This is a genomic window from Sporomusa aerivorans (assembly GCF_041428895.1).
In the GTDB taxonomy this organism is placed as follows: domain Bacteria; phylum Bacillota; class Negativicutes; order Sporomusales; family Sporomusaceae; genus Sporomusa; species Sporomusa aerivorans.
Genome location: NZ_CP156926.1, coordinates 4,532,785 through 4,558,594, shown reverse-complemented (window position 1 = coordinate 4,558,594; position 25,810 = coordinate 4,532,785). Strand labels below are relative to the sequence as shown.

Sequence of the window (25,810 nt, the reverse complement as noted above, 5' to 3'; positions counted from 1 at the left end):
GAATATCACCTTATTAAGCTATAAGATTTAAAATAGGATTCTACAAAGGCTTCAGTTTCTATGGCCTGTTTGTATACCTCAGGATAACTGTTTTTAATATCTTTCATGATTCCTATCATTAAATCCACTGGATAGGTTCTTAAAAACTCAATAAGTCTGTCAATATAACTTGAATCAGCCTTATGATTTTTTATATTTGCTTCTAAGATTTTTAGAATATTTTTTGCTGCCAGATAAAGTCGTGTATGACTTTCGTTTTTTACTTTTTCTATAATAGAGTCAGGAAGAGTATCGCCTGCAAAAACATCTTCATAAGATAGCAGGGGACTGTAATCTGATTCAACAAAGCTAACAAACTCTTCGGCAATAAATTTCCCCACGTTTCCTCTTATAACATTTAAAAACACGGCTCTGGGTATGGAAGCTTTCTTCTCCTGATAAATTTTATAAATGCCGGAGATTCTCTCATAGCTCCTGGGCGTAGCCCTTATGTCCTCTTCGTTTATTTTATGCAAATAATCCGGGAAGGTGGAGATGAACTCTATAACCTTTTGCTCAATGCCTGCATCGATTGCCCAAGCTAGCCACTGTTTGTAATCTGGCTCCATGTATAACCACACAAATCTGTTTTCTTGCGCTGCATCCATATCGACAACCTGGTAATCAAAATCCGCACCATATTTACTTGAAGGATTCATAGCGGCTATTATTTTTACGCCTTCGTGTAACTTATAGCCATTAATTTCCCTGTTTAAGATTATATTCATAAGTTCCTGTTGGACTGTATGTTCACAACGATTGATCTCGTCTATAAATAGCAGAACTGTTTTTCCCTTAGATATTTCTTCATCGATTTCCTTTAGCTTATTATGGACGGCATATACTGTAGTTTTCTTTTCAACCGTAGCTCCTTCAGTATTAACTCGCATATAAGAATCTATGGTTGGGAGACCGCCGATTTCACCTTCTTTAAGGAGATTCCCGTTAATAACAATTAAACTCCAGTTATTGGTTTTAGCAATTTCCTTGGCTAAAGCTGTTTTGCCTATGCCGCTTTCACCAACTATTAAAGGTACCTCTCCCGTTGACAGTACTAAGTCAACACTTTTTAATGTATCTATATAATTCATTATCTATCTCTCCATATCATCTTCAGCTTTTCATCTACAGCTATTTTTTTTGCCTTTTTACTGCCATGCTTATAAATAAACATTAGCTTGTCCATTGGCATAAGGTCGCTATTTTTTTCTATAGTACTACAGTTTAAAAAATCTCTGACATATTTTTCTTCAACATCTTCCTTTGACAAGGTTTCCTCTAACACTTGTTCCAATTCATCTTTAGATATTTCTTTCACGACATACTTAATTACTAAAATATTTACTTTCATAAACTCTAATATTTTATTTTTAGCCAAATCATTTATAAACGTAATAGCTTTCTCGCTATTTTTGATAGCTATAAGCTCGGTATTATGGGTGGGGGAATTTATATATCTTAATGCGTCATAACTTATTTTTACAGCTTCTTCTTGGACACTTGCGTAAGGTTCTTTTATAAACTTTATGGAATCGTAATTTTTCCTGACAGCTAACAATTGCAATTCTTCACTGGGGTTATTAACATATTTAATAGCCCAGCCGGCTTGATTTATAGCCAATCTCAATAACTGATCGGTTGGATTCTTAATATACTCTAAGTTACTCCAGCCAGCATTAATAGCTTTTATCATCATAGCTTCTGTAGGGTTATTTATAAATTGAATCGCCCGGGCATTATTGGCTATGGCGGATTCTTGCAGCTCAATGGTTGGATTCTTTATATATTCCAACGCCAGTCCATTTTTTTTTACAGCCAATAACTTCATCTCGTTTGTAGGATTACTTATAGAGGCTATAGTATTCGGGTTATTCATTATCATTTTAATAAGCTTTGCTTCTTCCATATGTTACGTTCCTTTGTCATTATTTTTTATATGTAATTTCTACTTATGATTTTAAGTTAATCTAAATAGGATAATTATACCACTGTATAAAAAAAGGGTCTAGAAAGAAGCGCGGGGAGGGTTTCGGCACTTCTTGAAGGATTGTTTTGAAAGTTTGGATTATTGACAATATGAAGCCGCCGCCAAAAGGATGTGCAAAGAGCGTCATCATAGGCAGGAGGCGGGATAACGGCGTTTAGGGAGGAATTATGATATTATAGACAGAATATCGGAATATAAATAGTCACTTACCGGTATGATTGATGAAATTCCGGTACAGAAGTACCGAAAAAAGAAAACTGTCAAAGGAGGAGAAAATTATATGCAAGACCGGAAGGCGTGGTTGAGATCCCTGATAGTTGATTTCTTGGGAACAGATGTAAATCGTATGGGCGGTAATTTTGGCGAGGAGAAAATGTGGGATATACCGCTTGTTGGCTTTGCTTCTGGCGCAGACGATATCTTTAAAAAATACAAATCACCTGATGTTTGTGGGACTGAGCATTGGACGCCGGCGGAAATTTTCGCGAAAGCCTATCCTGAAAGCAACTTCACGGAAGATGAGCTAACCATTGTTAGCTGGATACTGCCGCAAACAGAGAAAACCAAGGCATCGCTTAGAGCCGAGACGCATTTTCCGTCTGAACGCTGGAGCAGATCACGAATCTTCGGAGAATCCATCAATGAAGCGGTACGCGAATACCTGGTGAAAACTCTTAGAGAAGCAGGCTACGAAGTGATTGCGCCTGTGCTTCAGCCTGAATGGACAAGGCTGGAAAATCCTCAGCAAGTGATAACCTCCAAATGGTCGGAACGGCATATGGCCCATGCCGCCGGACTAGGTACCTTTGGTTTCTGCGATGCGTTGATAACTCCTGTCGGCAAGGCGCATAGAACCGGTTCTATTATAATCCGGCTTAAGGTACAGCCTGATAAACGCCCTTATACGGATATTCACGAGTATTGCCTTTATTATACTAAGGGAACCTGCCTGGCGTGTATTAAGCGATGTACGCCGGGGGCCCTGACCAAAGAAGGGCATAATAAAATGAAATGCCGGGCCTTTTTGCGAGGACCTTCCACTGATTATAATAAAGAAAGATTTGGACTGGATGGTTATGGGTGCGGCATGTGCCAAACAGCAGTACCTTGCGAGAACGGTATACCAACATAATGAATCAAAAGTCAGGTTCTGCTTGTTAGGCGAATAGTCAAGAGAAGGTTTTTTGACTCAACGGCTGCGCAGGCAGATGCCGCATGACCGGCATTTTAGCTGAATAGATAGTAGATACAGGACTTGTGGCCTGTTTCCGTATGATCAAATGATGGAAACAGGTACATAAGTCCTGTATGTTTAATGAATATTTTAAGTAGATATTTTCTAGAAAGTTACTAATGTTTATTAAAAATAATTGCCGCAGGGAAATCAATCACGCTTTGAAGATTACGGTTATAAGGTGAATCCTGGAGGGGTTTCTTTGGAATAAGTAGAATTATCAAACTAATACAAGTGCGTTTCATTGACAGCGGAGGACGGTAAATATGCTTAGTGAAAATGGCTCTGTAGCTTTACATGGCCTGCAGTTTGTAACTAAAGAACGATGGGAAGCTATGACCCAAAACAGAGAACGTTTTTTAAAAAATGAATCAGAAAATCCATGTGATTTTTCGGCCATAAATCAGGCTGTAGCAGAATCCTGGATTAGGTCACGTAATTTGGGAATAGATCCTTTTCAAACGAGAATTGATAAAAGTCTAAATAGTAAAGAACTTGAGGGGTTATTGGATAAAAATAAGCTTTTAATTAATATTACCCAAAAGCTTTTTAACTCTTTTAAAAGTCTGGTGGATTCTTCGGGTTACTCGCTGTACTTATTTGATAAAAATGGTGTGCTGTTGTTATTTACTGGCGCATTTCCCCAAAATGTTGATTATGATAGGCTTATGCCTGGGAAGATTTTCAATGAAAGTACGGTTGGGACTTGCTCCCATGTATTAAGTATGCGCTATAGATGTCCGATACAGATAATTGGACCGGAGCAATATTCCATTTACTATCAAAATATGATTGGTTCATCGGCGCCTATTCAAGATGAAAAAGGAGAGCTGATTGCTACTTTAGTGTTAAATCAAGAGTTAATCAACCCCGTTTTGGACAGTAATTATCAAAAGCTGTGTATTCATACGTTAGGGCTGATTATTGCGATGGCGGAAGCCATACAAGTTCAGATTGAACTTGAGAAAAATAATCAGTATGTAAGTTCTGTAAACAAGGATCTTAGACTCGCGTATGATACGCTTGAAGCCACATTGGATTGCATCGATGAAGGTATTGTCAATGTCGATCAAACGGGTCAGGTAATTCGAATGAACCAGCAGGGACTGCAGATTTTTAATCTGAAGCCGGGGCAAATCGCCGGAAAAAATATCAGGGATTTTTTAGATGCGAATTCCAGTCTTATGGAGTTTGTGGCTAAAGGTGAGAAAAGCAGTGTTGAAGAGATGATCTGCACAAATAAAGATGAGCAGTCTTATCTTATAGAAATTCACCCGGTATTAACCCAAAATACTCAATTAACCGGGGCGATACTCAGATTCAATCATGTAAAAAAAATCAATGCCATGGTGAACAGCAGATCCGGCGCTATAGCCAAATATAAATTTGCCGATATAATCGGTGAAAGCAAGGCTATAAAAGAAGTGATCGAGTTGGGAAACCGCTTTGCTGGTTTGCAGGAGACTATTTTATTGTCGGGGGAGAGTGGCACTGGCAAGGAAATTTTTGCCCAGGCCATTCACAATAGACGTTGTTCGCAAGGTCCGTTTATAGCGGTTAATTGTTCTGCATTGCCGCGAGACTTGATTGAATGCGAATTATTTGGCTACGAAGGTGGCAGTTTTACCGGGGCTGATCGAAGCGGCCGGCCCGGCAAGATTGAATTGGCTAATGGCGGTACGCTTTTTCTGGATGAAATTGGCGATATGCCGCTAGAACTCCAACCGGTTTTGTTGCGGGTTATAGAGAATAAGCAGGTTATCCGCATAGGCGGACGAAACTATAAAAAAGTTGATTTCAACATAATTGCAGCTACCAATAAAGATTTAAAAAAGATAATGGAAGAGGATTTGTTTCGCAAGGATCTCTTTTTTCGACTGTCGGTTTTAATGCTAAAGCTACCGGCTTTACGTGACCGGGAAAATGACGTCGAAATTCTTAGTAATTATTTTATTAAAAAATATTGCCAGAAGGTTGGCCGCAAAACTCCGCTAATACATGCCGAAGCCAGAGAAAAAATACTGAGCTATAGTTGGCCGGGAAATGTCCGGCAATTAGAAAATGCTATGATTTATGCCATCAACGTCAGCAAGGATAATACAATTACACTGAATTGCTTGCCGGATAACATATTGAGTGAGAAAACTGGTAAGTTTAATGGCAAAGATTCAACCGAAGAAGAAAATATTTTACTTTCGATTGCGAGCTGGGAAAAGACAGCCATTCAGGTTGCGCTAATGAGGGCTAATGATAATATCCTTGTGGCAGCAGAGATGCTGGAAATATCTAAGGCTACATTATATAGAAAGATTAAAGAATATAATATAAAAGTTTAATCAGGCAGTACATACATAATAAAAGAAATAAAAGCAACTTCCCGATTTGTGAAAAATAGGAAGTTGCTTTTTGTTTGCCGGAAAATCAGGCTCTAACATAAAAGTATAAATTTGAGAAAAAATCTTATTTTTTTACAAAGCAGGCTAAAAGGACATTCCGGAAAGCTTAGTATACCTGTTTTTGCAAGTGATGAGCGGATGGCATAAAACTTGCAACTATATATAGCACTTGTCTAAGCAACAATCCATGAAGACAGAATCTAATGAAAGGATGGGAGATGATCCGGCTTATACATGCGAGAAATTCACATGAGTATTCAACAGTAGAGGGGAGAACAGATGAAACAATTAGTACTTAACAGAAGACAATTTCTCAAAGCGACTGCCATAACCGGGATTACAACTGCATTGAGCGGCTCGGTGAATGGGCTCACGCGAATGGAAGCTGCAGAGGAGCCCGCAAAAATAGCAGAGACAAAAATCATTAAGACATGTTGCCGGGGCTGTATCGGCAAATGCGGCATCCTGGCACATATGAAAGACGGTCGTTTAGTTAAGCTTGAGGGCGACCCGGATCAGCCAATGACCAGAGGCAGAGTGTGTGCCAAAGGACTTGCCGGTATACAGGCCCTTTATAATCCCAACCGCAATAAGTACCCGATGGTTCGCGTCGGGGCGCGCGGCGAAAATAAGTGGAAGCGTGTATCCTGGCAGGAGGCTATTGATACCATCGCCAAAAAGCTCATGGAGGTTCGGGAAAAGCACGGCGCAGAAGCCGTACTTTGCACTACCGGCGGCGGCGGCAATCCTGAATTTGGCAGTGTCAGAAGGTTTGCCAGCGTATTCGGCACACCGAACTGGTTTGAGCCAGGCGCCCAGCAATGCTACATGCCGAGAACACTCAGCTATAAAATGATATATGGACAAACAGAAATGTGGTATCAAACCACCAGTATTGCGGACAGTGAGGCTCACGAAATTTACTTCTACGAAGACACGCCGATGAAGTCACTGGTGCTGTGGGGAGCGTGTCCCGCCTATAATAGTCCTTCTCAGGGCGGCCGGGCGGTGACTGAACTAAGAGCAAGAGGAGTGCAGACTGTTGTGGTCGATCCACGCTTTACGGCCGATGCCTCCAAAGCGGACGTGTGGCTGCCGATAAGGCCTGGCACTGATGTAGCGCTCGAATTATGCTGGATTAAGTATATTATTGATCATAGACTTTATGACGAAGAATTTGTAATGAAATGGTCAAATCTCCCTTTTTTAGTAAACACCCGGACCAAAATGTGTGTCAGGGAAAGCGAAATTACACCTGGAGGCGATTCAAATACCTATGTAGTATGGGATCAAAAGACTCAATCAGCCAAACCGCTGCCTTATCCATGGGATGACAGGCTTGATCCCGCACTGTTTGGCACTTTTACGGTTAACGGCATCGAATGCAAGACCGGCTTCCAGCTTTATAAAGAGCGATGCGAGCCGTTTACACTGGATAAGACGGCCGAAATCTGCTGGCTTGAAACAGATAAAATTGAAAAAGCAATAAAAATCTATGCCCAAGGCCCGGGCGGCCTCAGTCTTGGCGTTGCTACCGATCAGAACCCGCAATCGGCGCAGGCGGCAATGGCAGCCTGCGCGCTTGACTTAATGATGGGCTATGTACAAAAACCAGGATCGCTTCTCCAAAACTTTGGCGACGTCAAATTTGCAGATTCTGCTGTTTCACCGTTGTATAAATTCATATCGCCTGAACAGTTTCAAAAACGTCTTGGCGGCATTGAGTACAAGGGCGCAAATTCATGGGGATCTTGCCATAACCCGACAGTGCTCGAAGCCATCAAGACAGGGAAACCTTATCCGGTAAAAGTATGGCTTGAACGTTCAGGCAATAAGCTTGCCATGCTCGGTAATGCATCGTCGTGGATTGAAGCTATTGAAAAAATGGAATTTATTGTTCACATGTATATGTATCCCACCTCATTTTCAGCTTATGCCGATGTTCTGCTGCCGACTACCGAGTGGCTGGAATCGGATTATGTGGTTCCGCCGCTCAACATGCTGTTCGTGCGCCAGGCGGTTACGCACACCTATGAAACCATGAATGAAACTGTAATCTGGGCTAAAATTGCCAAGCGGTGCGGAGAACTGGGGCATCAGGCCTGTAAGGATGCGTTTGACCCGGAGAAAACGGCGCCGGAGCAGCCTTATTGGAACTCGATGGAGGAATTTCTTGACTGGAATTGCAAGAAAAAACTTGGCATGACGTTTAAAGAGCTTGCCCAAAAAGTGCCTTATGAAGCTATGCCTATCAGTAAATGGCGTAGATATTACACCTATAAGGAAATCGATCCGAAGACCGGAAAGCCTAAAGGGTTCGGCCGGCCGAGCCAAAAAGTCGAGATTTACGGCGAAGCATTCATCACGTTAGGACGGACAGGGGCTCCGGTAAGTCCTTATCCGCTGCCGCCGGCCTCAAAAGACTATGACCCGTTGCCTTATTTCGAGGAGCCTTTTGAAAGCCCGCTGGCAGACAGTGAACTTGCCAAGACGTTCCCGCTGGTTATGACTAACGGCCGGCTGCCGTATTTCCATCATGGGACATTGCGGAATATTCCCTGGTTAAGAGAAATTTATCCTGTACCGGAAATTTGGATTCACCCCAAGGCCGCTAAAAAATATGGCATTTCCCAAGGGGAGTGGGTGAATGTCGAATCACAGCGCGGAAAAATCAAGGCTAAAGCCTGGGTAACGGAAGGGATTAATCCAGGAGTTGTCTATATGGAAAGATTCTGGACACCGGAAACCTTGAACACCAACACGCATGGCTGGCAGGAAGTCAATGTCAACGTACTTTCCAAGAATGATGCTCCATTCAATGACGTTATAGGTACCTACACACTGAGGGGATATCTTGTCAGGGTATCGAAAGCGGATGGCCCGCCCAAAGGCGTTTGGCTGAAGCCGGAGGAGTTTAAGGCCTGGCTTCCTGAGCCGTCTGATCCTACGCAGCTAAAGGATAAGGAGGTCTAAATATGATACAAAGAACCATGGTAGTTGATTTAGATCGCTGTATTGGCTGTAAATCATGCGAAGTGGCATGCAAACAGGAAAATGGCGTTGTGCTCGGTTGTACCTGGAACAAAGTGCTGACAGTGGGGCCGACCGGCACGTATCCTAATTTAGAAATGTACTATCTGCCGGCAATGTGTCAGGAGTGTAAGGCGGCACCATGTGCCAAGGTTTGTCCGACTGGGGCGTCTTATAAAAATGAGGATGGAGTTGTCCTGATTGATAAAGAGAAGTGTATTGGCTGCCGGTATTGTATGATGGCTTGCCCTTATGGAGTCCGTACCTTCAATGAAGAGAGGAAAGTAGTGGAAAAGTGCACACTTTGTACTCAGCTACAGGCCCTTGGTGAGCAGCCGGCTTGCGTTAGAAATTGTCCGGCAGTTTGCCGGTTTGTTGGCGATATCGATGATCCCGACAGTGATGTCTCCAAAGTTATTCGAAAAGCCGGCAGTGAAAATGTGCATGTCCTGCCGGATGTTGGCAACAAGCCTTCGGCCTGTTATATTCTGCACAGTAAAACGGCTACTTGGAAGGAGTGATAACATGAGTATTCAATGGCCCCTGGTTTTCTTTACATTATTTATTGGACTCGGTTGCGGAACATTTGTTGGCTCTGTTATCCTGACCGAATGGTATGGCAAGGCAAAACAAATTAGAATAATCAGTTCGACCATTGCGATTGTGTCAATCGGTGTCGGTGGTATGTCAAGTACACTACACTTAGGCCATCCGGAGCGGATGTTTGGTGCACTGGCTCATCCAACCTCCGGAATCTTCCTGGAATCCACAATGAGCTTCCTGCTAGGTATAGCCATTATCGTTTATCTTTTAGCACTCAGGAGAAACGCTTCTGATGCGACCTGCAAAATAATCGGCACTGTTGGTGCTGTACTGGCAGTCGTACTTACTTTTGTTAATGGTGATGCTTATGTAATGGCATCTATACCTGCCTGGAACACATTGATTCTGCCGGTATTTTATTTGGTCTCTGCCGCCGTTATGGGCTGCTTCAGTATCGGCGTGTTGCTTGCACGTACAGCAACCTGCGACACAGCTACGACAAAAGTAATGACTGCGGAAACAGCAGCGACAACAGAAACAGCAGCGGCTGCCAGCATGATAAAACGGTCGGCGCTGATTGCGCTTTTCCTTCAAGCTGTGGTACTCGTTGCATACTTGACGCACATAGCCATTGCACCTTATCCTGATGTGACTCGATCAGTCACGCGGGTTTTAGCAGGCAATCTGGCACTGCTTTTCTGGGGCGGATTGATACTGCTTGGCTTACTGGTGCCCGCAGCGCTGATGACCAGGTTTTACACAAAGAATAATGAAGGTATTTTGGTTAAGCTTGGTTTATGTTCCGTTCTGGCGGCAGGCATTGCCTTTCGAGTCATGATGTTCTTGCTCGGAAGCAGTGTTAAGCAGTATTTTTAAGGATAAAAGTGGGGAAGAGGGTTGGAATCTCTTCCCCAACTGTAATTAAGACAGTGGGGGAAGACGGTGGAGAAAACATTAGAGTACTCAGCAATTATGGAAAACCGGGAGAATTTGTACCGGTTTTTGGGACGACTCTACAAGGTTGAAGTCGATCAAATGTTACTTGACCAGATAAAAGGTATGTGTTTTCCTGACGAGTGCTGTGAAGACGGACTTGCCGAAGGATACCGGATGCTTAGAGAGTATCGTCAGCAGCTTGATGACGATACGTTGACCGACCTGGCCGTGGACTATGCGAGGGTATTTCTCGGTGCGGGGATAGCCGGAAACGAGGCTGCCTATCCGTACGAGTCGGTTTATACAAGTCCCAAGAGACTGATCATGCAAGATGCGCGTGATCAAGTGGTGGCGGCCTACCGCGTAAAAGGATTGACCAAGCTGGAAACGCTCGATGTTCCGGAAGATCATATCGCGCTAGAACTTGAATATATGGAGCAACTATGCAATGAGACACAACAGGCGTTGGCTAGACGGGACTGGTTAACGGTCTCAGTCTGTCTTAAAGAGCAGTTAGGCTTTCTGGTACACCACCTATTAAAATGGGTTCCTGCGTTTTGTGCCGACATCGAGAAGTATGCCGAGACCGAGTTTTACAAAGCTGTTGCGAAAATTACCAATGGCTATTTGGATCTGGAGCGTACCATCCTAGAAGATATGATTGAGGAAACTGTCCTGGAGGTCGGCTAATAAATGACCTCACGGCGCGCATTCCTAAAAATAGCCGGCGGAGCATTTGCCTTCCTTTTGGGGATTGGAGAAGCTGCAAAGATCTTGCCGAATAAGACTCTTCTTCGTCCTCCGGGAGGGCAGGAAGAGACAGCATTTATCGCGAGATGTTTAAGATGTGACCGTTGTAGAAGTGTATGCCCAACTTCTGTAATCGGTCTGGCGAATTTATCGGACGGCATCCTGGCCGCGCGTACGCCGGTGATGAGGTTTCATCTGGGATACTGCAATTTTTGCAATAAATGTGTTGAGATCTGTCCCACTCAGGCGCTGAAACCTTTTGACGGAAAGACTGTAAAAATTGGATTGGCGACAGTAAAAGAGAATATCTGTATTGCGTGGGACTCTGGCGGCTGTAAGGTGTGCAGGAACGCGTGCCCCTATCAGGCGATAACGCTTGACGGGCAAAACCGCCCTGTGGTCGATCCACGTAAGTGCAACGGCTGTGGAATCTGCGAGAAAGTCTGTCCCGCGCTGGTGATGAGATCGTACGTTGGCGGAAATATTCGCGGTATTGTTGTTACACCCATTGCGGCAGGAAGGGACGAAAGCTATGAATAGGACTAGGACGCTTAGGCTGACATCCATGGCGGCCGTAATGAGCATAATTGTGATTGGCGCGGCCGGAAGCACCGGTATGGGCTCACTTTCTGCCTTTGGTGTGGAAGATATCTCCGCGATTTGTCCTCTGGGGTACCTGGAAGCAGCGCTTGCCGGGCGGGATGTCATACCACAACTGCTCGTTTCTTTTCTTGTGGTCGCCGGACTGACAGCTTTGTTGGGACGTATCTTCTGCGGCTGGGTTTGCCCTATTCCCCTGGTGCGCAAATTATTAATCAACAAAATTGATGAAGGCCAAACCGACGGCGAGAATAATAGTGACCGCAATAGTTCAACTCAGCCTGTTTTTAAGGAAAGTGAGGCGACAAGAGTTACATACCCTCAAGCAGGAAATGATCTTAGGAAAAGTTCCCCGACCGGGCTCATTATTCTTGGGGTAACCCTGGGGTCTTCCGCCATTTGCGGTTTTCCCGTATTTTGTCTCATCTGTCCGATTGGACTTGTATTTGCCACACTATTTGCTTTGCTGCGTCTGATTCGTTTCAACGAGCCAACAATGGATATTATTGTTTTTCCCGTTATAGTCATTATTGAACTTGTGTTCTTGAAAAAATGGTGCAGCAAATTATGTCCTGTCGGCGCTTTGCTCAGTATATTTAGCAGGTTCAACCACAGTCTTGCGCCTACCGTGGACCGCTCCCGCTGTCTGGAAGAAGCTCATAATACCAAATGTCAGCTATGCCGTAGCGCCTGCAGCTTTGATATTGATCTTAAGAACGGTCTGGGAATGGGAGATATTAGTACCTGCACCAAATGTAGAGAATGCGCGGACAACTGTCCGGTACAGGCGATTCGATTTCCCTGGAGGTGAATGCTTATATGCTGTCCAAACTCGAACAACTTACAAGAGCCTGTGCCAAACTTGACAAGCGGGGTATCGTCATGCATGACAAGAGATGTTTGCGCAAGCGGCATCAGCACAGTTCCTGTCAACGCTGTTCTTCAGTCTGTCCTCATGGTGCCATCGTGTGGGCGGAAGGACTTGAATTACTTGCCGAAAAGTGTACCGGATGCGGTGCCTGCACGTCAGTCTGTACGAGCGGTGCGCTCTCTGCTAAGCTGCCTTCTCACCAAGAGTTATGCTCACTTGTCGCACTTCATGTGCAGCACTCCGGAGCTGTTGTTTTTGCCTGTGAAGCTTATCTCAAAGTTCATCCTTCCGAGCGTCAGCGTGCTATCGTTGTGCAGTGTATCGTACGATGCGATGAAGCCATTCTTGTTAATGCGGTACTTAGGGGCGCAACCAGCGTGTCCATCCTCAATGCCTCGTGTGTAGAATGCTCACAAAATAAGCTTTGCGGCTTGGCTCAGATGATGGCCGATACGGCAAACCGTTTATTGGAACGCTGGCAGTATCCGAATGTAATTGCGTTTACTCAGAAGATTCCGGCGAAAATTAAACCTCTGCCTATCACGGAAGGTGAGGCGACAGGTATGTCACGCAGAGCCTTTCTCACTGCATTTAAGAGAAAAAGCGCGAGTCTGTTTACACAGGCAATGACAGAATTCATCGCCGGTGATGCTGATAAACAAATGGAAAGCAGTAGCGCATTGCAAAATCCCCTGGATGAGGCGAAGTATTGGCCGGATAAGTGGTCATCTCTGGTTAGCTCGCTAAAACAACTTAAGAAAACGGCGGACCCTGCGGAATTTTTAAGCAGTCTATGGGGAGATATCCGCATTGACGATAACTGCAATGGCTGTGGAGCCTGTATTGACGCTTGTCCGACTAGGGCGTTGGTTATTTGCAGGCAGAATGACCTTTGGAACGTCTCTTTAGATGCATCGCGCTGTACGCAATGTGGTGTATGCCAAGATGTCTGTTGTCGTGAAAGTATCGAAGTAAACACAACTGTCTCTTTGGACACAATAATTGCCCAAAGATCGAGAGTGCTCATCGTAAAAAAACAGGAGGATATTGATAACCTGTTTGAGCCGGTAGAACATCGTATGGCGCGTTTGTTGGGGTGCGTGGTTAAAAATTGAACGATGATTGGGTATTAGAGACAGGTTTAGGCAGTGTCATTATCAAAACAAGCAATGAGATATGCTCATTAGGTGTATGCTGCTGCCAGATCCCGGCAGCCGTGATCGCCGGAAAGGGTGTGCTACTTGCTTTAACCTCTAAATTAAGTGAGTCCGTATCAATTTTTGTGATACGGACTTTTTAGTGCTAATTCAAGTGTTCGTGCGGATTTACAAACCTTTTTGGTGGCAGACTGTAGGCTTTTGTCATCAGTACCGTTATTCAGTGATGAGTCTGGAACATTTATTCAACATGGCTGGAGAATGTGATTTTGGAGAAAATAGGGATTTGATAACATGCACGAAAACCTATATAATAGTTACTATAGGTAACTATCTGCGATGTTAGGAGAGATACCGTGACTAAGGATGATAGGGTTATTCCGATATTAGAAGCTTTGTGGCTTGCCAAAAAAGCACTGGAGTGTATGCCGCAATTGCCGAAAAATATGAAACCCAGCCATATTCGTGTGCTGCATGTGATTTATAAGAAGTACAGTGAAAATGGCAGCGTCCGGGTTTCGGATGTAAGCACTGTTATGCAGATTACCAAACCCAGTATTACAAAACTGATAAACGAACTGGTGGATATAGGAACTGTAAAAAAAACGGTAGCAGCGAATGATAAAAGAATTGTACAGGTGGAACTTTCTCCTTTTGGCAGGGAATGTGTACAGAAGTATGTTCTGGATTATCATGCAAAATTAGCGGATTATTTTTCTGAACTGGACCAGGAGAAGTACTTTTCTATGATAGAAACCATTGAGTTTGTTTACCAGTCTATGAAGACAATAGCGAAAAAATCCTAAATAACGAAAGGAGGATTCACTTGAAAAAAATATATATTTGCTTATCTTTGTGTTTAGTGTTTTCCCTGTTTGCAATGGGATTATCTTTGGCTGCCGGTATGCCACCGGAACCGCCTCAGGGGTTGCCTCCCGGCGGCGGAACGCCAGGAGCAACGACTGATGTCTCCGCTACCGAGGGAGATTGGACATTTAAAATTGTCACTGCAGGCGATAGTGTCACCAGTACGATTACTGCCTATGCCGGCAAGAATAAGCATACGGTTATCGTGCCCAGCGTGCTTGGGGGCGCCAAGGTTACAGCGATTGCCGCTCAGGCCTTCGGACACCATAATGAAATTGCCGCAGTCTATGTGCCGGATACAGTTGAGAAGGTGGAGGAATGGGCGTTTTACGATCTTAATACGGCAACCATAATTTCCTTTGCCAATCCCCAAGTGGAGATTAAGGACGGAGCCTTTATGAGCAGCGGTAACGCTGTGCTCTATCTCCCGGCTGGAACGGCGCAGAAGTCGGCAGGCGGCAAAGATGTTGTAACCAATAGCACGGAAGTGGTTTCTGTTGCGCTGAAAAATGAAAAAAAAGCGGCGGTTGCCGGCGGCGTCTACCTTAACATCGGGACAGCTGCCAAAGAGAATCAAATAACAGCAGCAGACATTATTGCCATCGCCAGCGGTGCTTTTACTCAGGAAACCAATCCGGAAAACGGTGCGGCGGTGCTTGCGTTTAGCGGCGATGACTATAAGGTCGCCGAACAGAAAGTGGTTATTGCCGACCAGTTTCAAAATATTGTAAGCAGTGACAGTCTTAATAAAACATTCCGGGTTCTGACAAAAGAAGATGCTGCCCAATTGAATCAAGTGATTGCAAGCAGCGGCGCGTACAGCGAAGTGAAAAATCTTTTCAATTTTACGGAAGGGTATTATCTTAATGGCAACAAGGTTACCCTGGATAAAGACATTGTGGCTTATGATATTTCCACTGGGGAAGAACTCTATGGACCCAACCATACAGCAAACCCGCTCCCGAATGCAAATCCCAATCTGCATTACCAGTACGTAGCGTACCAGGACAAGGATAATGACGGCGACCTTGATGTTCTCTATTATTCACCGTATCGCCTTGCCTATAACTATGGTGCAGTAAATATTGCCAGTGACAATGCCAATCTCAATGGCCTCAGCGCCCGCACATCCTTGAATCCCAATTATCTTGCTTTTGCCAATGCTATTGTAAAAGCAAAAGGAAGCAGCGATGACCAGGTCTATCGGCAACTGGAGGCCAACACGGCAAAAAGCGGGGATAAAATCGGAGCCGGAATCAATCAGGAACGCAGCGTGCTATGGGCGGACGACTATGGTACGATCAAGGTTGATCACTTACAGGCTTCATCCACTTCCACGGGGAACTGGGCCAAAATGTCCTATGAGTCCGGTCTTAGCGCTTATAATACGGAGTTGGTTATGGAATGGGGCATGAACGCCGTGCTGTACGCAACAAATGGCGGTATTGTTACGGCTGGCAGCCTGAATGGCGAACGAAGCAGCATCTATGCGAATGGTGACGGCGCCAACGGTGTTTTGGCAGGCGGGGCCGGAAGCAAGGCCGGTACCAATGATGCTAAGTCGGATACGGCCAAGGTCTATGTATACAATACGGACTTTAACCTGGAGGGCTGGAATAACCATGTAGCTGATGTTGTCTACGGCGGCTATGCTTATCTGGAGAATGTAAAAGCCGCCACTGGCAAGCCAGGCAGCTATGCCGTGGGCCAGGGTTCGGCGCTGGCGAATGACTTTGGCAACGGTGTTGTAGATGCCAAAAATTTTCATACGACAGTGTACGGCAATCGTTCGGCCGGCATTTATGTCATCGGCGGCGGGGTTGTTACCGCCAGGGACTCCTCTTTCATTTCGAAAATGGATGCCGGCCTGGTAGTGGCATCAGGGGGGACTTTACGCATGGATGACAGCCGGGCAACAGGCCAGATAGCCTTTAGAAACCGGGGCGGTATCACGCCGGAGTCCACTTCCGTATTTAATAACGTCTCTTTCATTGCTGCTAAGGACGTTACCGGTTATGTAACCGGCGAAAAGGCCGCCCTGGCTGTGAAAGCATGGAAATCTGCCAGTGGCGGCACGGCTCTTAGCAACTATATGATGAGCGATCCGGCAATGACTATTGGCCGGCTTTGCCAGAATTACGGGATATCCCAGGACAAAGTAAAAACTCTGCTGGCTGCCCTTGGCAAAACAGCAGGTAAAGCCTATACGGAAAAGACTCTGCTGAGAAACAGTATTTTGGATAATACTTTCTATAATTATTCCGCCGGACAATATTCCGGCGATACCGACTTTACTCCTATTCCCTATCTCACAGTTGGCAGTTCCTTCGGCGGTTTGACAAGCTCGGTCTTTGAGTTTGAAGCTGCCGGCGTGAAGCTGGAACTGAATAACAGTACGTTCAAGAATAACAATGCTGCTGACTATAACTACCTGGTGGCTTCGGAAGCGGGCTCAGCTCCCGTACTTCAATTCACTCAGTCGGACACTGCCGGCATCATTTGGAATGAAGGCGATATAACCCGTGCTGTTGAAGGGCGCAGCGCCGATAGAAGCTCTTCGCTCACAGTTCATTTTACTGACTCGGCTTTTACAGGTTCTTTTGCCGACGGTTCTAATGGACTATGGGAGGTAGCAGGGCTTGACTATACGGACGCAGCCGGCGATAGATCGGGTCTTAACGGCAACTATTACCAAGCAAAAGCTAATTGGAAAATATCTGCCAGTTTCGATAAGGAATCTGTATGGAATGTAACGCAGGATTCGTATTTGGGCACCTTAACGCTTGAGAATGGTGCAAAAGTCCAGGCGCCGGAAGGCTCATCCCTACGTATGACAGTCGACGGACGGGAAACTAACATAGAGCCGGGCACCTATAAGGGTCAAATCATCATTCAGGTTATTAAAAACAGTTAAATACTGCAGACATTTACAGCAGAAGGATATGGATGAGGAGGCGTGCTGCCATATGAAAAAGCGGCAGGCGCCCCTCATTTCATATCCTTTTTTGCATGAACGGCTAAGTCCGAAACAGAAGAGTCTGTGCCGAATCGAAGCAGCAGGGATTGCGTCTTGCCTTTTTGCTCAAGCATGAAAAGACCCCTGTATCGATTAATTTCTGTACAGGGGTAAATTCTATTTCTAATTTATTCGTAGCCCAATTTGTTACCGTTTGCAGTACTCTTTCTGCAAGAGGGCATTTTTATTCTGAGGTTGTTTTAGACGTTGTATTTTTACTAACCGTTCCGTCGTTTGTCCCGTGTACGACAGACTTGTGATTGGTGGCTACAGGAGCTGGTTTTGCGGTGAAGTCGTTTTTCTGAGTTAATTGGGTAGCTTCTGTTTCTGTTTTAGATTTAGGCTCTGGAGAAGTTTTTGCAGGCGTCCCAGCTTTTTTTTCTGCAGTTACCTGCTCAACCGGAGGAACTTCGGCAATTTCTGTTTCTTTTGGTATCGATTGCTGATACTCTTTTGCCAATAGGTCGGTAAGCCGGTTATATTTTTCATCTACTTTAATGGCCTGTATTTGCGCTACTTTAGCGCGAAGTTCTTTAATATCCGGCAACCAGTAACTAATGTCCTGTATCCATAGCGGCGTTCCTGCTACCCATTCTGTTTTTAGTCCCGTTTTTGCCGCATCACTTATGACCGGAATTAATGTAAGCATTTCACTTTTGGGCATGTCCGTTCTTATCGAAGTAGAGGCTTGCTTAACAAGTTCAGGAAGCTTGGTAGCAAGCTGCGGTTTCGTAATCTCCTGCAACAGCGCCTTCAAAAACTTTTGCTGCCGGGCTACACGACCGATATCTCCTTCTTCGTCCCGGTAACGAACATATTCAATTGCCGTCTTGCCGTTCAGCCGTTGGACTCCCGGGTAAAGGTCAATATATAATCCGCCGTTGTCATCGTAAGGATCGGCATACTGCATTCGTTTGTCAACGTCGATGGTAACGCCGCCAATAGCGTCAAGCATGCGGACAAATCCGTTTACATTTATTGCAACAGTATAGTCGATTTTTATTCCCAACAAATTTTCAACAGCTGCTTTGGACAGTTCTGATCCGCCAAAGGCATAGGCATGATTAAGCTTATCCCAGCCATGTCCGGGAATTTTTATACGTGTATCACGCGGTATGGATAGCATGGTTATTTTTTTTTCCACAGTGTCAATAGTAGCTACAAAGGTGGTATCCGAGCGCCCCGCATCTTCCTCGCGCTCATCTGTACCCAGAACCAGGATATTAATTTTTTTCACTTTTACCTGCGTTGCTGCGCCAGATACGGTTTTGCTGTTATCTTCTTCGGCAAAGATGGCATACGTAATTCCGGTGACAATTAAAAGAAAAATTGCCGCCAGCAGAGCTGCACGACCTTTCCTTAGACGGCGTTTTTGGCCGGGAAGCGTCTTGTTCGAATTCTGGGCCATGTTTTCACCTTCTATTTATTCTTAGCGGTGGCAGTTTGCCACTTTTTATTTTCCAAAAAAGAAACTGCCCACAAGGATTAAGAAGACGGCTGATGATATACCTGCATACAGCCAGTCTTTTTCCAGGAGGAAAGCCACAATGGAAGCGCCTACCCGCATAATAGGCGTGAATATCAAGAGAATCAGCCCTGTGGATATAATTGCAAAAGATTTCAATTGCAAAGTTCCTGCGATAATATCTTTGAGGGTAGTTGGGTAGGACTCGGCGGGATAACCACTGCCATGTCCGCTCAAAAAAATTACCAACCCCAGTAAAATAATCGCAGCACTGAGAAGTACGCCGATTCGTAAAGCTTGACTAATAACAAGCTCAGCCTTATTGAGTTTTTTGCCTGGTTTCAGCGGTTCCTTATTCATTGTCTCCATTACAGTGTAACCCCCAGTCCCTGTGCCATCATTTGTATAGCCACATACAGTAATACCGGTATAAATAATTTGCGAATGGTTTTACTTTTTAAGCGCTGCATAATTCTTGCGCCAATAGTGGCTCCTATTAATACTCCCAGGGCAACGGGCGCGGAGATCAGGGGATTTATATCGCCTCTGAACAGATAAATACCAGCGCTGGCTGCGGCCGTAACGCCCATCATGAAATTGCTGGTTGCGCTTGAGACTTTGAGGGGAAGCTTCATAAAAACGTCCATGGCCATCACTTTAAAGCTGCCGCTGCCTATGCCCAGCAGCCCCGATATGACGCCGGCTCCATACATAACGCCAAAACCATTATAAACATTAGCCACATTATAGGCAACCTGTTTCTGCAAGCTTTTATCATAATATTCGTCTTGCAGTTTCAGTTTACTGGCAACACTATGCAAAGGTACCTGGGAAGGCAGTTCTTCTTTTGTTTTTTTGAGCATAGCCAGGGCAGAATACAGTATCAGCAACCCGAAGATTATATACAAAAAATTAGGCGAGATAATCCCGCCAATCAGCGCGCCGGTAATTGCCCCAATGGTGGTTGCAATTTCCAGAAACATTCCGACGCGAATGTTGGTAATTCCGTCATTGATATAGGCAATGGCGGCGCCGCTTGAAGTTGCAATGACAGAAATAAGGCTGGCGCCAATCGCGTGGGGAATATCAATTCCAAACAACAATGTCAAAGCGGGCGTAACAATTAATCCGCCGCCGAGTCCTAAAATTGAGCCAAGCGCACCTGCCGAAATGGAAATAAGCAGTATTTTTATTGCGAAAATTGTCATATTTTCAGCTCCGATCATAAAAGCATTTTTGTAATAATTTGTGATAAAAAGAAGGCGCGAGTTTATAAATCCCTCCTTAGCATGTATACTTAAAGCATAAGCAACAATTTTTTTACTGCATACGCATAAGTATAATACTAATTTTACATTCGGGCAATATTTTATGCTATTTTGTTTACAATGTAAAAAAATAAGACTTTTTAGGAGATGAATACTTTAAGATGCAATTTAACAATTTAGACAAGATTGACCGGCAAATTTTAAAATACTTATCGGAGAATGGCCGTTTCAGTAATGCTGAACTTGGCCGTCTTTTGAATTTAACCCGTGCTGCTGTCAGGGAGCGTGTTAATCAACTTGTCGAACATGGTATCATTGAGCGGTTTACTATCGTAGTAAATCCTCTGAAAGCGGGGAAAATGCTTTCTGTGTACTTTAATGTCGATGTAGAGTGGTCAAAAATCAATCTCGTAGCTGAACAACTGCTAAAAACGGAAGAAATTACGAATATTTATCAAATGAGCGGCCAACCCCATTTGCATATTCACGCGTTATTTGATGACCAAGAGCATGCCAATTGCTATATTCAAAAGCTAAAACTCATTGACGGAATCACCAGTGTAACTTCCGAGATTTTAATTACCCGCTATAAAGAAAGAGGAGCCTTGCTCATTTAAGGGATAGTTTCTGCAGATAACAAGGGTTCAGCAGATTTGTGCGGGGGTCAACAATCTTAAAATTCACAAAGAATAGCACCCTTTAGCGACTTTAGATTATAAAAATAAAAGAACTACAGAGCAAGCGGTTAGAAGGTTCTAATTTGTTAGAAAAGCAGCCTCATCTATTCTAAATATCTGGAATAGGTGAGGCTGCTTTTTTTAATTGGATTATGGCCGCTATGGGCGGCTTTCGTGGGTTGCAGTATTTCTAAGAGTTAGAATGTGTGGGGATGGTAAACCGCTTAATTCCAAGGTTTAACTGCTTGGCATGGGCTGAAAAGCTGGATAGTACTGCTGAAGGCTTTATTGACAGCTGATCCTACCGCCGCTTTCTGTTAGCCGGTCAGTTCCATTGTGGTGTTGTTGCTGGGCATATTCCTTATACAGAATCCCTGAATTTCCGGGCTTTCCTACCGGATAAGTGCAAAACGCGGTCCCTGTCCCCGTGTTCTGCACTTGTTTTTTCGCTGCTTCCTGGCGGCTTACTTGCTGCCCAGCAGACTGTCGAAGTATTGATTTGCGTTTTGCGTATATATGTCGTCCGGCAGGAAAGATTGCTCCAGGGCTTGCCTGGTTTCTGCCGACAATGCTTGACCTAGTGCAATTTCAGAGCCGGCTGTTTTGATCCATTGCAGATACGTTTTAACCTGCGGCAGCTCCTGCGCCAGCAGTCCTCCCTGGGCCGCATAGATTTCGCCCAGCAGCTCTGTCTGCATATTTAATGCCGCCCGCTGCACCCAATGCGATATCGCCTGGAAATGTGACCGTTCCGGAAAGCCGCAATTCGACATCATCAGCAAGCGGGGCGTCTTCTCGTCAGGGTTTTTCCAGTGGCGTGACTCCCCGGTGGCTGTTTTACTGAAATGCGGATCGCCTTTGACGATCATCCGATCCATAAACACTTTTAGCATTCCGGAGATTGTATCAAAATATAGCGGACTGGCCAAGACTAGCACGTCGGCTCCATCCGCCTCGACCAGAATATGCTTCATGTCATCGCCGATGACGCAGTGGCCCGGTGTCTTAAGCCAGCAAGAGAAACAGCCGCGACAGTGCCGGATTTCCTTTTCCGCTAAAAGCACGTGTAACGTTTCCGCGCCCGCCGCTTGCGCTCCTTGTAAAAAAGCTTCCGCCATGATGTGTGTATTGCTGTTTCTACCCCTGGGGCTGCCGTTGATCAGGACTATCTTCATCCAATGTCCTCCTTTTATTCATAGTAATTGGCCAATTTTCTCGCGACTTAAGTAGTATCACCTTCAAACTTAGTTTAGACTATAAAAAAAATACTAGCAATAAACGCACCGTAGATTCATATGTAGTCCTGCCGTCTATTTTATTGAGTGCAAAAAAAACCACGGATACTATTACCTATCCAGGATAGTAGTACCCGTGTCAGTTTCTCGCCTGGCTTCCCCAGTCGCGAAAACAGCTCCGATGGTTGCTGCGGTTTTTTTCACTGTTGCGGTGGAACCTTATTTATTTCATTCTTAAATAACTACAAATTGAATATAATCATACCAGATTTTTTTAACGGAGGTGAACACATGACCAAACGATACCTGACTACCAATCAGGGGGCGCCAGTTGCTGACGATCAGCATTCCCTAACTGTGGGAGTACGAGGGCCGATCCTCCTCGCTGACACAATTTATCTTGAGAAGATTTCGCAATTTGACCGGGAGAAGATTCCGGAAAGAGTGTTTCATGCTAAAGGGGCCGGTGCTTTTGGTCATTTTATACCTTATAAATCATTCGCTCCCCTGACCAAAGCCAACTTTCTACAAGATCCTGACAAAGCCACAACGGTTTTTACCAGATTCTCGGTAGCCGGCAGCTCGCTGGGGAGCGCCGACACTGTGCGGGATGTGCGCGGGTTTGCCGTGAAGTTCTATACGGAAGAAGGCAATTATGATCTTATTTGCAACCATATCCCGGTATTTCCGCTAAGAGATCCGTTGCAGTTTCCGGACTTCGTTCATGCCATCAAGCCGGACCCGGTCGCCAATGTCCGGGGCGGGCCGATAGCGGCCAGCCGTTTCTGGGATTTCATGTCTCTAAGGCCTGAGTCTATGAACTTTCTTATCTATCTGTTTTCAGATACCGGAACGGTCAAAAGCTATAGAACTATTCAGGGCTTCGGCGTTAATACTTACAAATGGGTTAATATGTGCGGGGAAGAATGGTATGTGCGGTATTACTGGGAGCCTTGTGCGGGGGTTGCCTGTATCGACAGCAAGACAGCCGCTCACCTTGCCGGTACTGATCCGGACGTGGCCGGCAGGGATCTATACGATACCATTGCGGCAGGACATTCCGTTGAATTTGAAATGCAGGTGCAAGTAATAAAAGTCGAGGAGGAAGAGGATCAGCCCTTTGATATCCTGGATCCTACGTATATTTGGCCGCAGGATATGTTTCCCCTGTTGCCTGTGGGCCGAATGATGCTAAATAGAAATCCTGAGAATTTTTTTGCCGAAGTCGAGCAGTCCGCTTTTTCCCCTGCGGCGATTGTCCCCGGGATAGATTTCTCCAATGACAGGGTACTGCAGGGGCGGATATTTCCTTATGGCGATACCCAAAGGTATCGAATCGGTACCAACTATTTACAGCTTCCGGTAAATATGCCCCGCAGCCCGGTCGATAACATGATGCAGGACGGAGCCATGCAATTCAGAAACAGTGATGATATCGTCAATTACCTGCCGAATACGTTAGGGGGCGGGATGCCTGCGGCGGCGCCGAAGAAAGGAAAGACCCCCCAGGAATATGTTTCCGGGAACGTGGGTCGGCAGGAAATACCGGGAGATAATTATTATCAGCCCGGATGCAGATATCGGAGTATGTCGGGGATGGAAAAGAAACACCTGGTTTCAAATATAATAGAAAGTCTGAGCCAGGCTTATGAGCCGATCCAAAGGCGGATGCTTGAGCATTTCATGCGGACCGACAGTGAGCTTGGCAGTAGAATAGCCCAGGGGTTACAAGTCTGAAAAAGCTAAAACAGCCATACTGCTCAAGCAGTATGGCTGCTTTCACAGTACGTTGGCGGCCGGGCGGGAGACTTTTTTGCCTGTCAGGGAAAGCTGATAGCAGATATCGTAACCGCCCGGCGCAATACTGTTAGCAACTTTCGCGTGTGCCGGTCAGCAATAGGCTGCGGTTTTCTTTGGCCCCAAGATATTGCAGGAACTCCGGCGGACAGATATGATTATAGAGCAGCCACTCAAACTGATTGCTGGTATTGGCGTTGTATTGCACTTTATCCGACGACTAACCTTCAGAGGGGATTAAAACCCCACCTGAAGCTAACTTTATCAACTTATGGAGAAAAGACTATGAACAGTAAAAAACTGCTATCTGAGTCACTGGAGAAACTCCTGCTGAAGAAAAATCTTGATGATATTCAGGTTAGTGAAATTGTAGCAGGCACATCTCTTTCAAGAAAGACCTTTTACCGTCATTTTAAAGATAAATATGATCTTGTCAGCTGGTATTTCGCCCAGTTTTACGAAGTCAGTTTTGGCCGTATAACAGATGACCTTACTTGGGAAGAGGCCTTGCTGCGCTATCTTGACATTTATCAGGAAAAATACAGTGTGTTAAAAAATGCCTATGCAAGCCGTGATATTAATGGTCTGCGTACTTATGACATTGCGGTTACGAGAAAAACATATGAGAAATATTTGGCGATTAAGGGGGCTGACATCAATGCGGAGACAATGCGTTTTGCTATTGACATAGCCTCGCGTGGTGGTACAGACATGGTTATTGAATGGCTGCTCAGCGGTATGAAGATGGAAAAGAGCAAACTGGTTCGGTTGCTTAAGCAAACTTTGCCAAACGACATTCTTAAATATATTGACTGAAAGTAAAGTCACAAAATGACACACATGTATCATTCTGTGACTTTACTTTTACTGCTTAATCCACTAGAATTTTAATAAAATTGAATATGTAAAAACTATGAAAGAAGCAGGCTAGAGTTGTTTATAATGAAAATTTATGATGAACTGGTGGCTCGCGGCTTGATTGCCCAGGTTACCAATGAAAAAGAAATTAAAGAAATTATTAATAGCGGCAATGCCACCTTTTATATCGGTTTTGATCCAACTGCCGATTCTTTGCATGTTGGTCACTTTATGGCGCTATGCCTGATGAAACGGTTGCAGATGGCCGGAAACAAACCGGTTGTTCTTCTGGGCGGCGGGACAGGTTATATTGGTGATCCATCCGGACGGACAGATTTGCGTTCGATGATGTCACCGGAAATAATCCAGCAAAACTGCAACTGCTTTAAGCAACAGATGGAACGATTCATCGAATTCGGTGAAGACAAGGCAATCATGGTTAACAACGCCGACTGGCTCTTAGAACTGGATTATATTGAATTGCTTCGTGATGTAGGACACTGTTTTTCCGTAAACAATATGCTGCGGGCGGAATGCTATAAGCAGAGAAAGGAAAAGGGACTGTCCTTCCTGGAATTCAATTATATGATTATGCAGTCTTATGATTTCTATCATCTATACCGGAATTACGGCTGCAATATGCAATTTGGCGGCGATGACCAGTGGTCCAATATGTTGGCTGGGACGGAACTGATTCGCCGTAAGTTAGGCGAAGATGCCTATGCTATGACAATTACACTGCTAATGAATTCCGCAGGCAACAAGATGGGGAAGACGGCAAAGGGGGCTGTTTGGCTTGACCCCAACAAAACCTCACCTTTGGAATTCTTCCAGTATTGGCGTAATATTGGCGACGCTGATGTTCTCAAGTGCATACGTATGCTTACCTTCCTGCCGCTAGAACAGATTGACGCAATGGACGAATGGAAAGGCCGTCAGTTAAACGAAGCCAAGAAAATACTGGCATATGAATTGACTAAGCTGGTTCATGGCGAAGAAGAAGCCCGGAAGGCAGCGCTTTAAAAAATGGGAAACAGGTTTGATTGCCCTTGGGGATTGTAAAAACAGGATAGTAGCTAAACAA

Annotated in this window: 20 protein-coding genes and 1 pseudogene; 15 read left to right on the top strand and 6 right to left on the bottom strand. The window is 44.9% G+C overall.

Annotation, left to right across the window (positions count from 1 at the left end; translation table 11 throughout):
* Nucleotides 1-5: 5 nt before the first annotated feature.
* The gene (locus tag SATMO3_RS22030; RefSeq protein WP_371371920.1) at nt 6-1,130 is read right to left on the bottom strand and encodes an ATP-binding protein; all 1,125 of its coding nucleotides are present in this window, start codon (nt 1,128-1,130) and stop codon (nt 6-8) included.
* Entirely contained in the window at nt 1,130-1,945 is an 816-nt protein-coding gene (locus SATMO3_RS22025; RefSeq protein WP_371371919.1) for a hypothetical protein, read from the bottom strand. Before SATMO3_RS22025 ends, SATMO3_RS22030 begins: the two co-directional genes overlap by 1 nt.
* A 361-nt stretch (nt 1,946-2,306) precedes the next feature.
* Between SATMO3_RS22025 and SATMO3_RS22020 the strand changes: the two genes are divergently transcribed.
* From SATMO3_RS22020 to SATMO3_RS21970, 11 genes are all read left to right on the top strand, one after another.
* A complete protein-coding gene (locus tag SATMO3_RS22020; RefSeq protein WP_371371918.1) occupies nt 2,307-3,158 on the top strand; it encodes an epoxyqueuosine reductase in 852 nt (283 codons plus the stop codon).
* A 368-nt stretch (nt 3,159-3,526) separates the two neighbouring features.
* Entirely contained in the window at nt 3,527-5,596 is a 2,070-nt protein-coding gene (locus SATMO3_RS22015; RefSeq protein ID WP_371371917.1) for a sigma 54-interacting transcriptional regulator, read from the top strand.
* Nucleotides 5,597-5,935: 339 nt separating this feature from the next.
* Nucleotides 5,936-8,629 (top strand): molybdopterin-dependent oxidoreductase, encoded by a 2,694-nt coding sequence (locus SATMO3_RS22010; RefSeq protein WP_371371916.1) that lies wholly within the window; start codon nt 5,936-5,938, stop codon nt 8,627-8,629.
* Between the two features lie 2 nt (nt 8,630-8,631).
* On the top strand, nt 8,632-9,207 hold the full coding sequence (locus SATMO3_RS22005) for a 4Fe-4S dicluster domain-containing protein (protein WP_371371915.1): 576 nt from the start codon (nt 8,632-8,634) through the stop codon (nt 9,205-9,207).
* 4 nt (nt 9,208-9,211) lie between these two features.
* Nucleotides 9,212-10,105, top strand: a complete 894-nt coding sequence (locus tag SATMO3_RS22000) for a dimethyl sulfoxide reductase anchor subunit family protein (protein WP_371371914.1) — start codon at nt 9,212-9,214, stop codon at nt 10,103-10,105.
* Nucleotides 10,106-10,171: 66 nt separating this feature from the next.
* Nucleotides 10,172-10,855, top strand: coding sequence for a molecular chaperone (locus SATMO3_RS21995; protein WP_371371913.1), 684 nt, complete (start codon nt 10,172-10,174; stop codon nt 10,853-10,855).
* A 3-nt stretch (nt 10,856-10,858) separates the two neighbouring features.
* Nucleotides 10,859-11,455 (top strand): 4Fe-4S dicluster domain-containing protein, encoded by a 597-nt coding sequence (locus tag SATMO3_RS21990; protein WP_371371912.1) that lies wholly within the window; start codon nt 10,859-10,861, stop codon nt 11,453-11,455.
* Complete coding sequence (locus tag SATMO3_RS21985) at nt 11,448-12,326, top strand: 4Fe-4S binding protein (protein WP_371371911.1); 879 nt, start codon at nt 11,448-11,450, stop codon at nt 12,324-12,326. The genes SATMO3_RS21990 and SATMO3_RS21985 overlap by 8 nt, the downstream gene beginning before the upstream one ends.
* Before the next feature lie 8 nt (nt 12,327-12,334).
* The gene (locus tag SATMO3_RS21980; protein WP_371371910.1) at nt 12,335-13,501 is read left to right on the top strand and encodes a 4Fe-4S binding protein; all 1,167 of its coding nucleotides are present in this window, start codon (nt 12,335-12,337) and stop codon (nt 13,499-13,501) included.
* A 398-nt stretch (nt 13,502-13,899) separates the two neighbouring features.
* A complete protein-coding gene (locus SATMO3_RS21975) occupies nt 13,900-14,349 on the top strand; it encodes a MarR family winged helix-turn-helix transcriptional regulator (protein WP_371371909.1) in 450 nt (149 codons plus the stop codon).
* A 20-nt stretch (nt 14,350-14,369) separates the two neighbouring features.
* Entirely contained in the window at nt 14,370-17,324 is a 2,955-nt protein-coding gene (locus tag SATMO3_RS21970) for a hypothetical protein (RefSeq protein ID WP_371371908.1), read from the top strand.
* 286 nt (nt 17,325-17,610) lie between these two features.
* On the opposite strand, the gene SATMO3_RS21965 is transcribed toward SATMO3_RS21970, so the two are convergent.
* The 3 genes from SATMO3_RS21965 to SATMO3_RS21955 are packed head-to-tail and all read right to left on the bottom strand — an operon-like array spanning nt 17,611 to nt 20,099.
* The gene (locus tag SATMO3_RS21965) at nt 17,611-18,834 is read right to left on the bottom strand and encodes an LCP family protein (protein ID WP_371371907.1); all 1,224 of its coding nucleotides are present in this window, start codon (nt 18,832-18,834) and stop codon (nt 17,611-17,613) included.
* Between the two features lie 45 nt (nt 18,835-18,879).
* Complete coding sequence (locus tag SATMO3_RS21960; protein WP_371371906.1) at nt 18,880-19,260, bottom strand: DUF1634 domain-containing protein; 381 nt, start codon at nt 19,258-19,260, stop codon at nt 18,880-18,882.
* Nucleotides 19,260-20,099, bottom strand: a complete 840-nt coding sequence (locus tag SATMO3_RS21955) for a sulfite exporter TauE/SafE family protein (RefSeq protein WP_371371905.1) — start codon at nt 20,097-20,099, stop codon at nt 19,260-19,262. Before SATMO3_RS21955 ends, SATMO3_RS21960 begins: the two co-directional genes overlap by 1 nt.
* A 221-nt stretch (nt 20,100-20,320) precedes the next feature.
* On the opposite strand from SATMO3_RS21955, the gene SATMO3_RS21950 reads away from it, so the two are divergent.
* Nucleotides 20,321-20,776 carry an Lrp/AsnC family transcriptional regulator gene (locus SATMO3_RS21950; RefSeq protein WP_371371904.1) on the top strand — a complete coding sequence of 152 codons (456 nt, stop codon included), beginning with the start codon at nt 20,321-20,323 and terminating at the stop codon, nt 20,774-20,776.
* Nucleotides 20,777-21,300: 524 nt separating this feature from the next.
* Here the strand turns inward: SATMO3_RS21950 and SATMO3_RS21945 are convergent.
* Entirely contained in the window at nt 21,301-22,011 is a 711-nt protein-coding gene (locus SATMO3_RS21945) for a flavodoxin family protein (RefSeq protein ID WP_371371903.1), read from the bottom strand.
* 351 nt (nt 22,012-22,362) lie between these two features.
* Here SATMO3_RS21945 and SATMO3_RS21940 point away from each other — a divergent pair, with 351 nt between their 5' ends.
* The 3 genes and pseudogenes from SATMO3_RS21940 to tyrS form a co-directional block, all read left to right on the top strand.
* Nucleotides 22,363-23,808 (top strand): catalase, encoded by a 1,446-nt coding sequence (locus SATMO3_RS21940; protein WP_371371902.1) that lies wholly within the window; start codon nt 22,363-22,365, stop codon nt 23,806-23,808.
* A gap of 345 nt (nt 23,809-24,153) precedes the next feature.
* Complete coding sequence (locus tag SATMO3_RS21935) at nt 24,154-24,684, top strand: TetR/AcrR family transcriptional regulator C-terminal domain-containing protein (RefSeq protein ID WP_371371901.1); 531 nt, start codon at nt 24,154-24,156, stop codon at nt 24,682-24,684.
* Nucleotides 24,685-24,810: 126 nt separating this feature from the next.
* Nucleotides 24,811-25,740 (top strand): annotated as a pseudogene (gene tyrS, locus SATMO3_RS21930) (tyrosine--tRNA ligase); the annotation flags it as partial.
* Nucleotides 25,741-25,810: the final 70 nt, after the last annotated feature.

What these genes read in the sequence shown, in the direction of transcription:
- SATMO3_RS21950 (WP_371371904.1), top strand. Translation starts at nt 20,321, where the DNA reads ATGCAATTTAACAATTTAGACAAGATTGACCGGCAAATTTTAAAATAC.
- SATMO3_RS22030 (WP_371371920.1), bottom strand. Translation starts at nt 1,130, where the DNA reads ATGAATTATATAGATACATTAAAAAGTGTTGACTTAGTACTGTCAACG.
- SATMO3_RS21965 (WP_371371907.1), bottom strand. Translation starts at nt 18,834, where the DNA reads ATGGCCCAGAATTCGAACAAGACGCTTCCCGGCCAAAAACGCCGTCTA.
- SATMO3_RS21940 (WP_371371902.1), top strand. Translation starts at nt 22,363, where the DNA reads ATGACCAAACGATACCTGACTACCAATCAGGGGGCGCCAGTTGCTGAC.
- SATMO3_RS21945 (WP_371371903.1), bottom strand. Translation starts at nt 22,011, where the DNA reads ATGAAGATAGTCCTGATCAACGGCAGCCCCAGGGGTAGAAACAGCAAT.
- SATMO3_RS21990 (WP_371371912.1), top strand. Translation starts at nt 10,859, where the DNA reads ATGACCTCACGGCGCGCATTCCTAAAAATAGCCGGCGGAGCATTTGCC.
- SATMO3_RS22025 (WP_371371919.1), bottom strand. Translation starts at nt 1,945, where the DNA reads ATGGAAGAAGCAAAGCTTATTAAAATGATAATGAATAACCCGAATACT.
- SATMO3_RS21955 (WP_371371905.1), bottom strand. Translation starts at nt 20,099, where the DNA reads ATGACAATTTTCGCAATAAAAATACTGCTTATTTCCATTTCGGCAGGT.
- SATMO3_RS21935 (WP_371371901.1), top strand. Translation starts at nt 24,154, where the DNA reads ATGAACAGTAAAAAACTGCTATCTGAGTCACTGGAGAAACTCCTGCTG.
- SATMO3_RS21985 (WP_371371911.1), top strand. Translation starts at nt 11,448, where the DNA reads ATGAATAGGACTAGGACGCTTAGGCTGACATCCATGGCGGCCGTAATG.
- SATMO3_RS22010 (WP_371371916.1), top strand. Translation starts at nt 5,936, where the DNA reads ATGAAACAATTAGTACTTAACAGAAGACAATTTCTCAAAGCGACTGCC.
- SATMO3_RS22020 (WP_371371918.1), top strand. Translation starts at nt 2,307, where the DNA reads ATGCAAGACCGGAAGGCGTGGTTGAGATCCCTGATAGTTGATTTCTTG.
- SATMO3_RS22005 (WP_371371915.1), top strand. Translation starts at nt 8,632, where the DNA reads ATGATACAAAGAACCATGGTAGTTGATTTAGATCGCTGTATTGGCTGT.
- SATMO3_RS22015 (WP_371371917.1), top strand. Translation starts at nt 3,527, where the DNA reads ATGCTTAGTGAAAATGGCTCTGTAGCTTTACATGGCCTGCAGTTTGTA.
- SATMO3_RS21960 (WP_371371906.1), bottom strand. Translation starts at nt 19,260, where the DNA reads ATGGAGACAATGAATAAGGAACCGCTGAAACCAGGCAAAAAACTCAAT.
- SATMO3_RS21980 (WP_371371910.1), top strand. Translation starts at nt 12,335, where the DNA reads ATGCTGTCCAAACTCGAACAACTTACAAGAGCCTGTGCCAAACTTGAC.
- SATMO3_RS22000 (WP_371371914.1), top strand. Translation starts at nt 9,212, where the DNA reads ATGAGTATTCAATGGCCCCTGGTTTTCTTTACATTATTTATTGGACTC.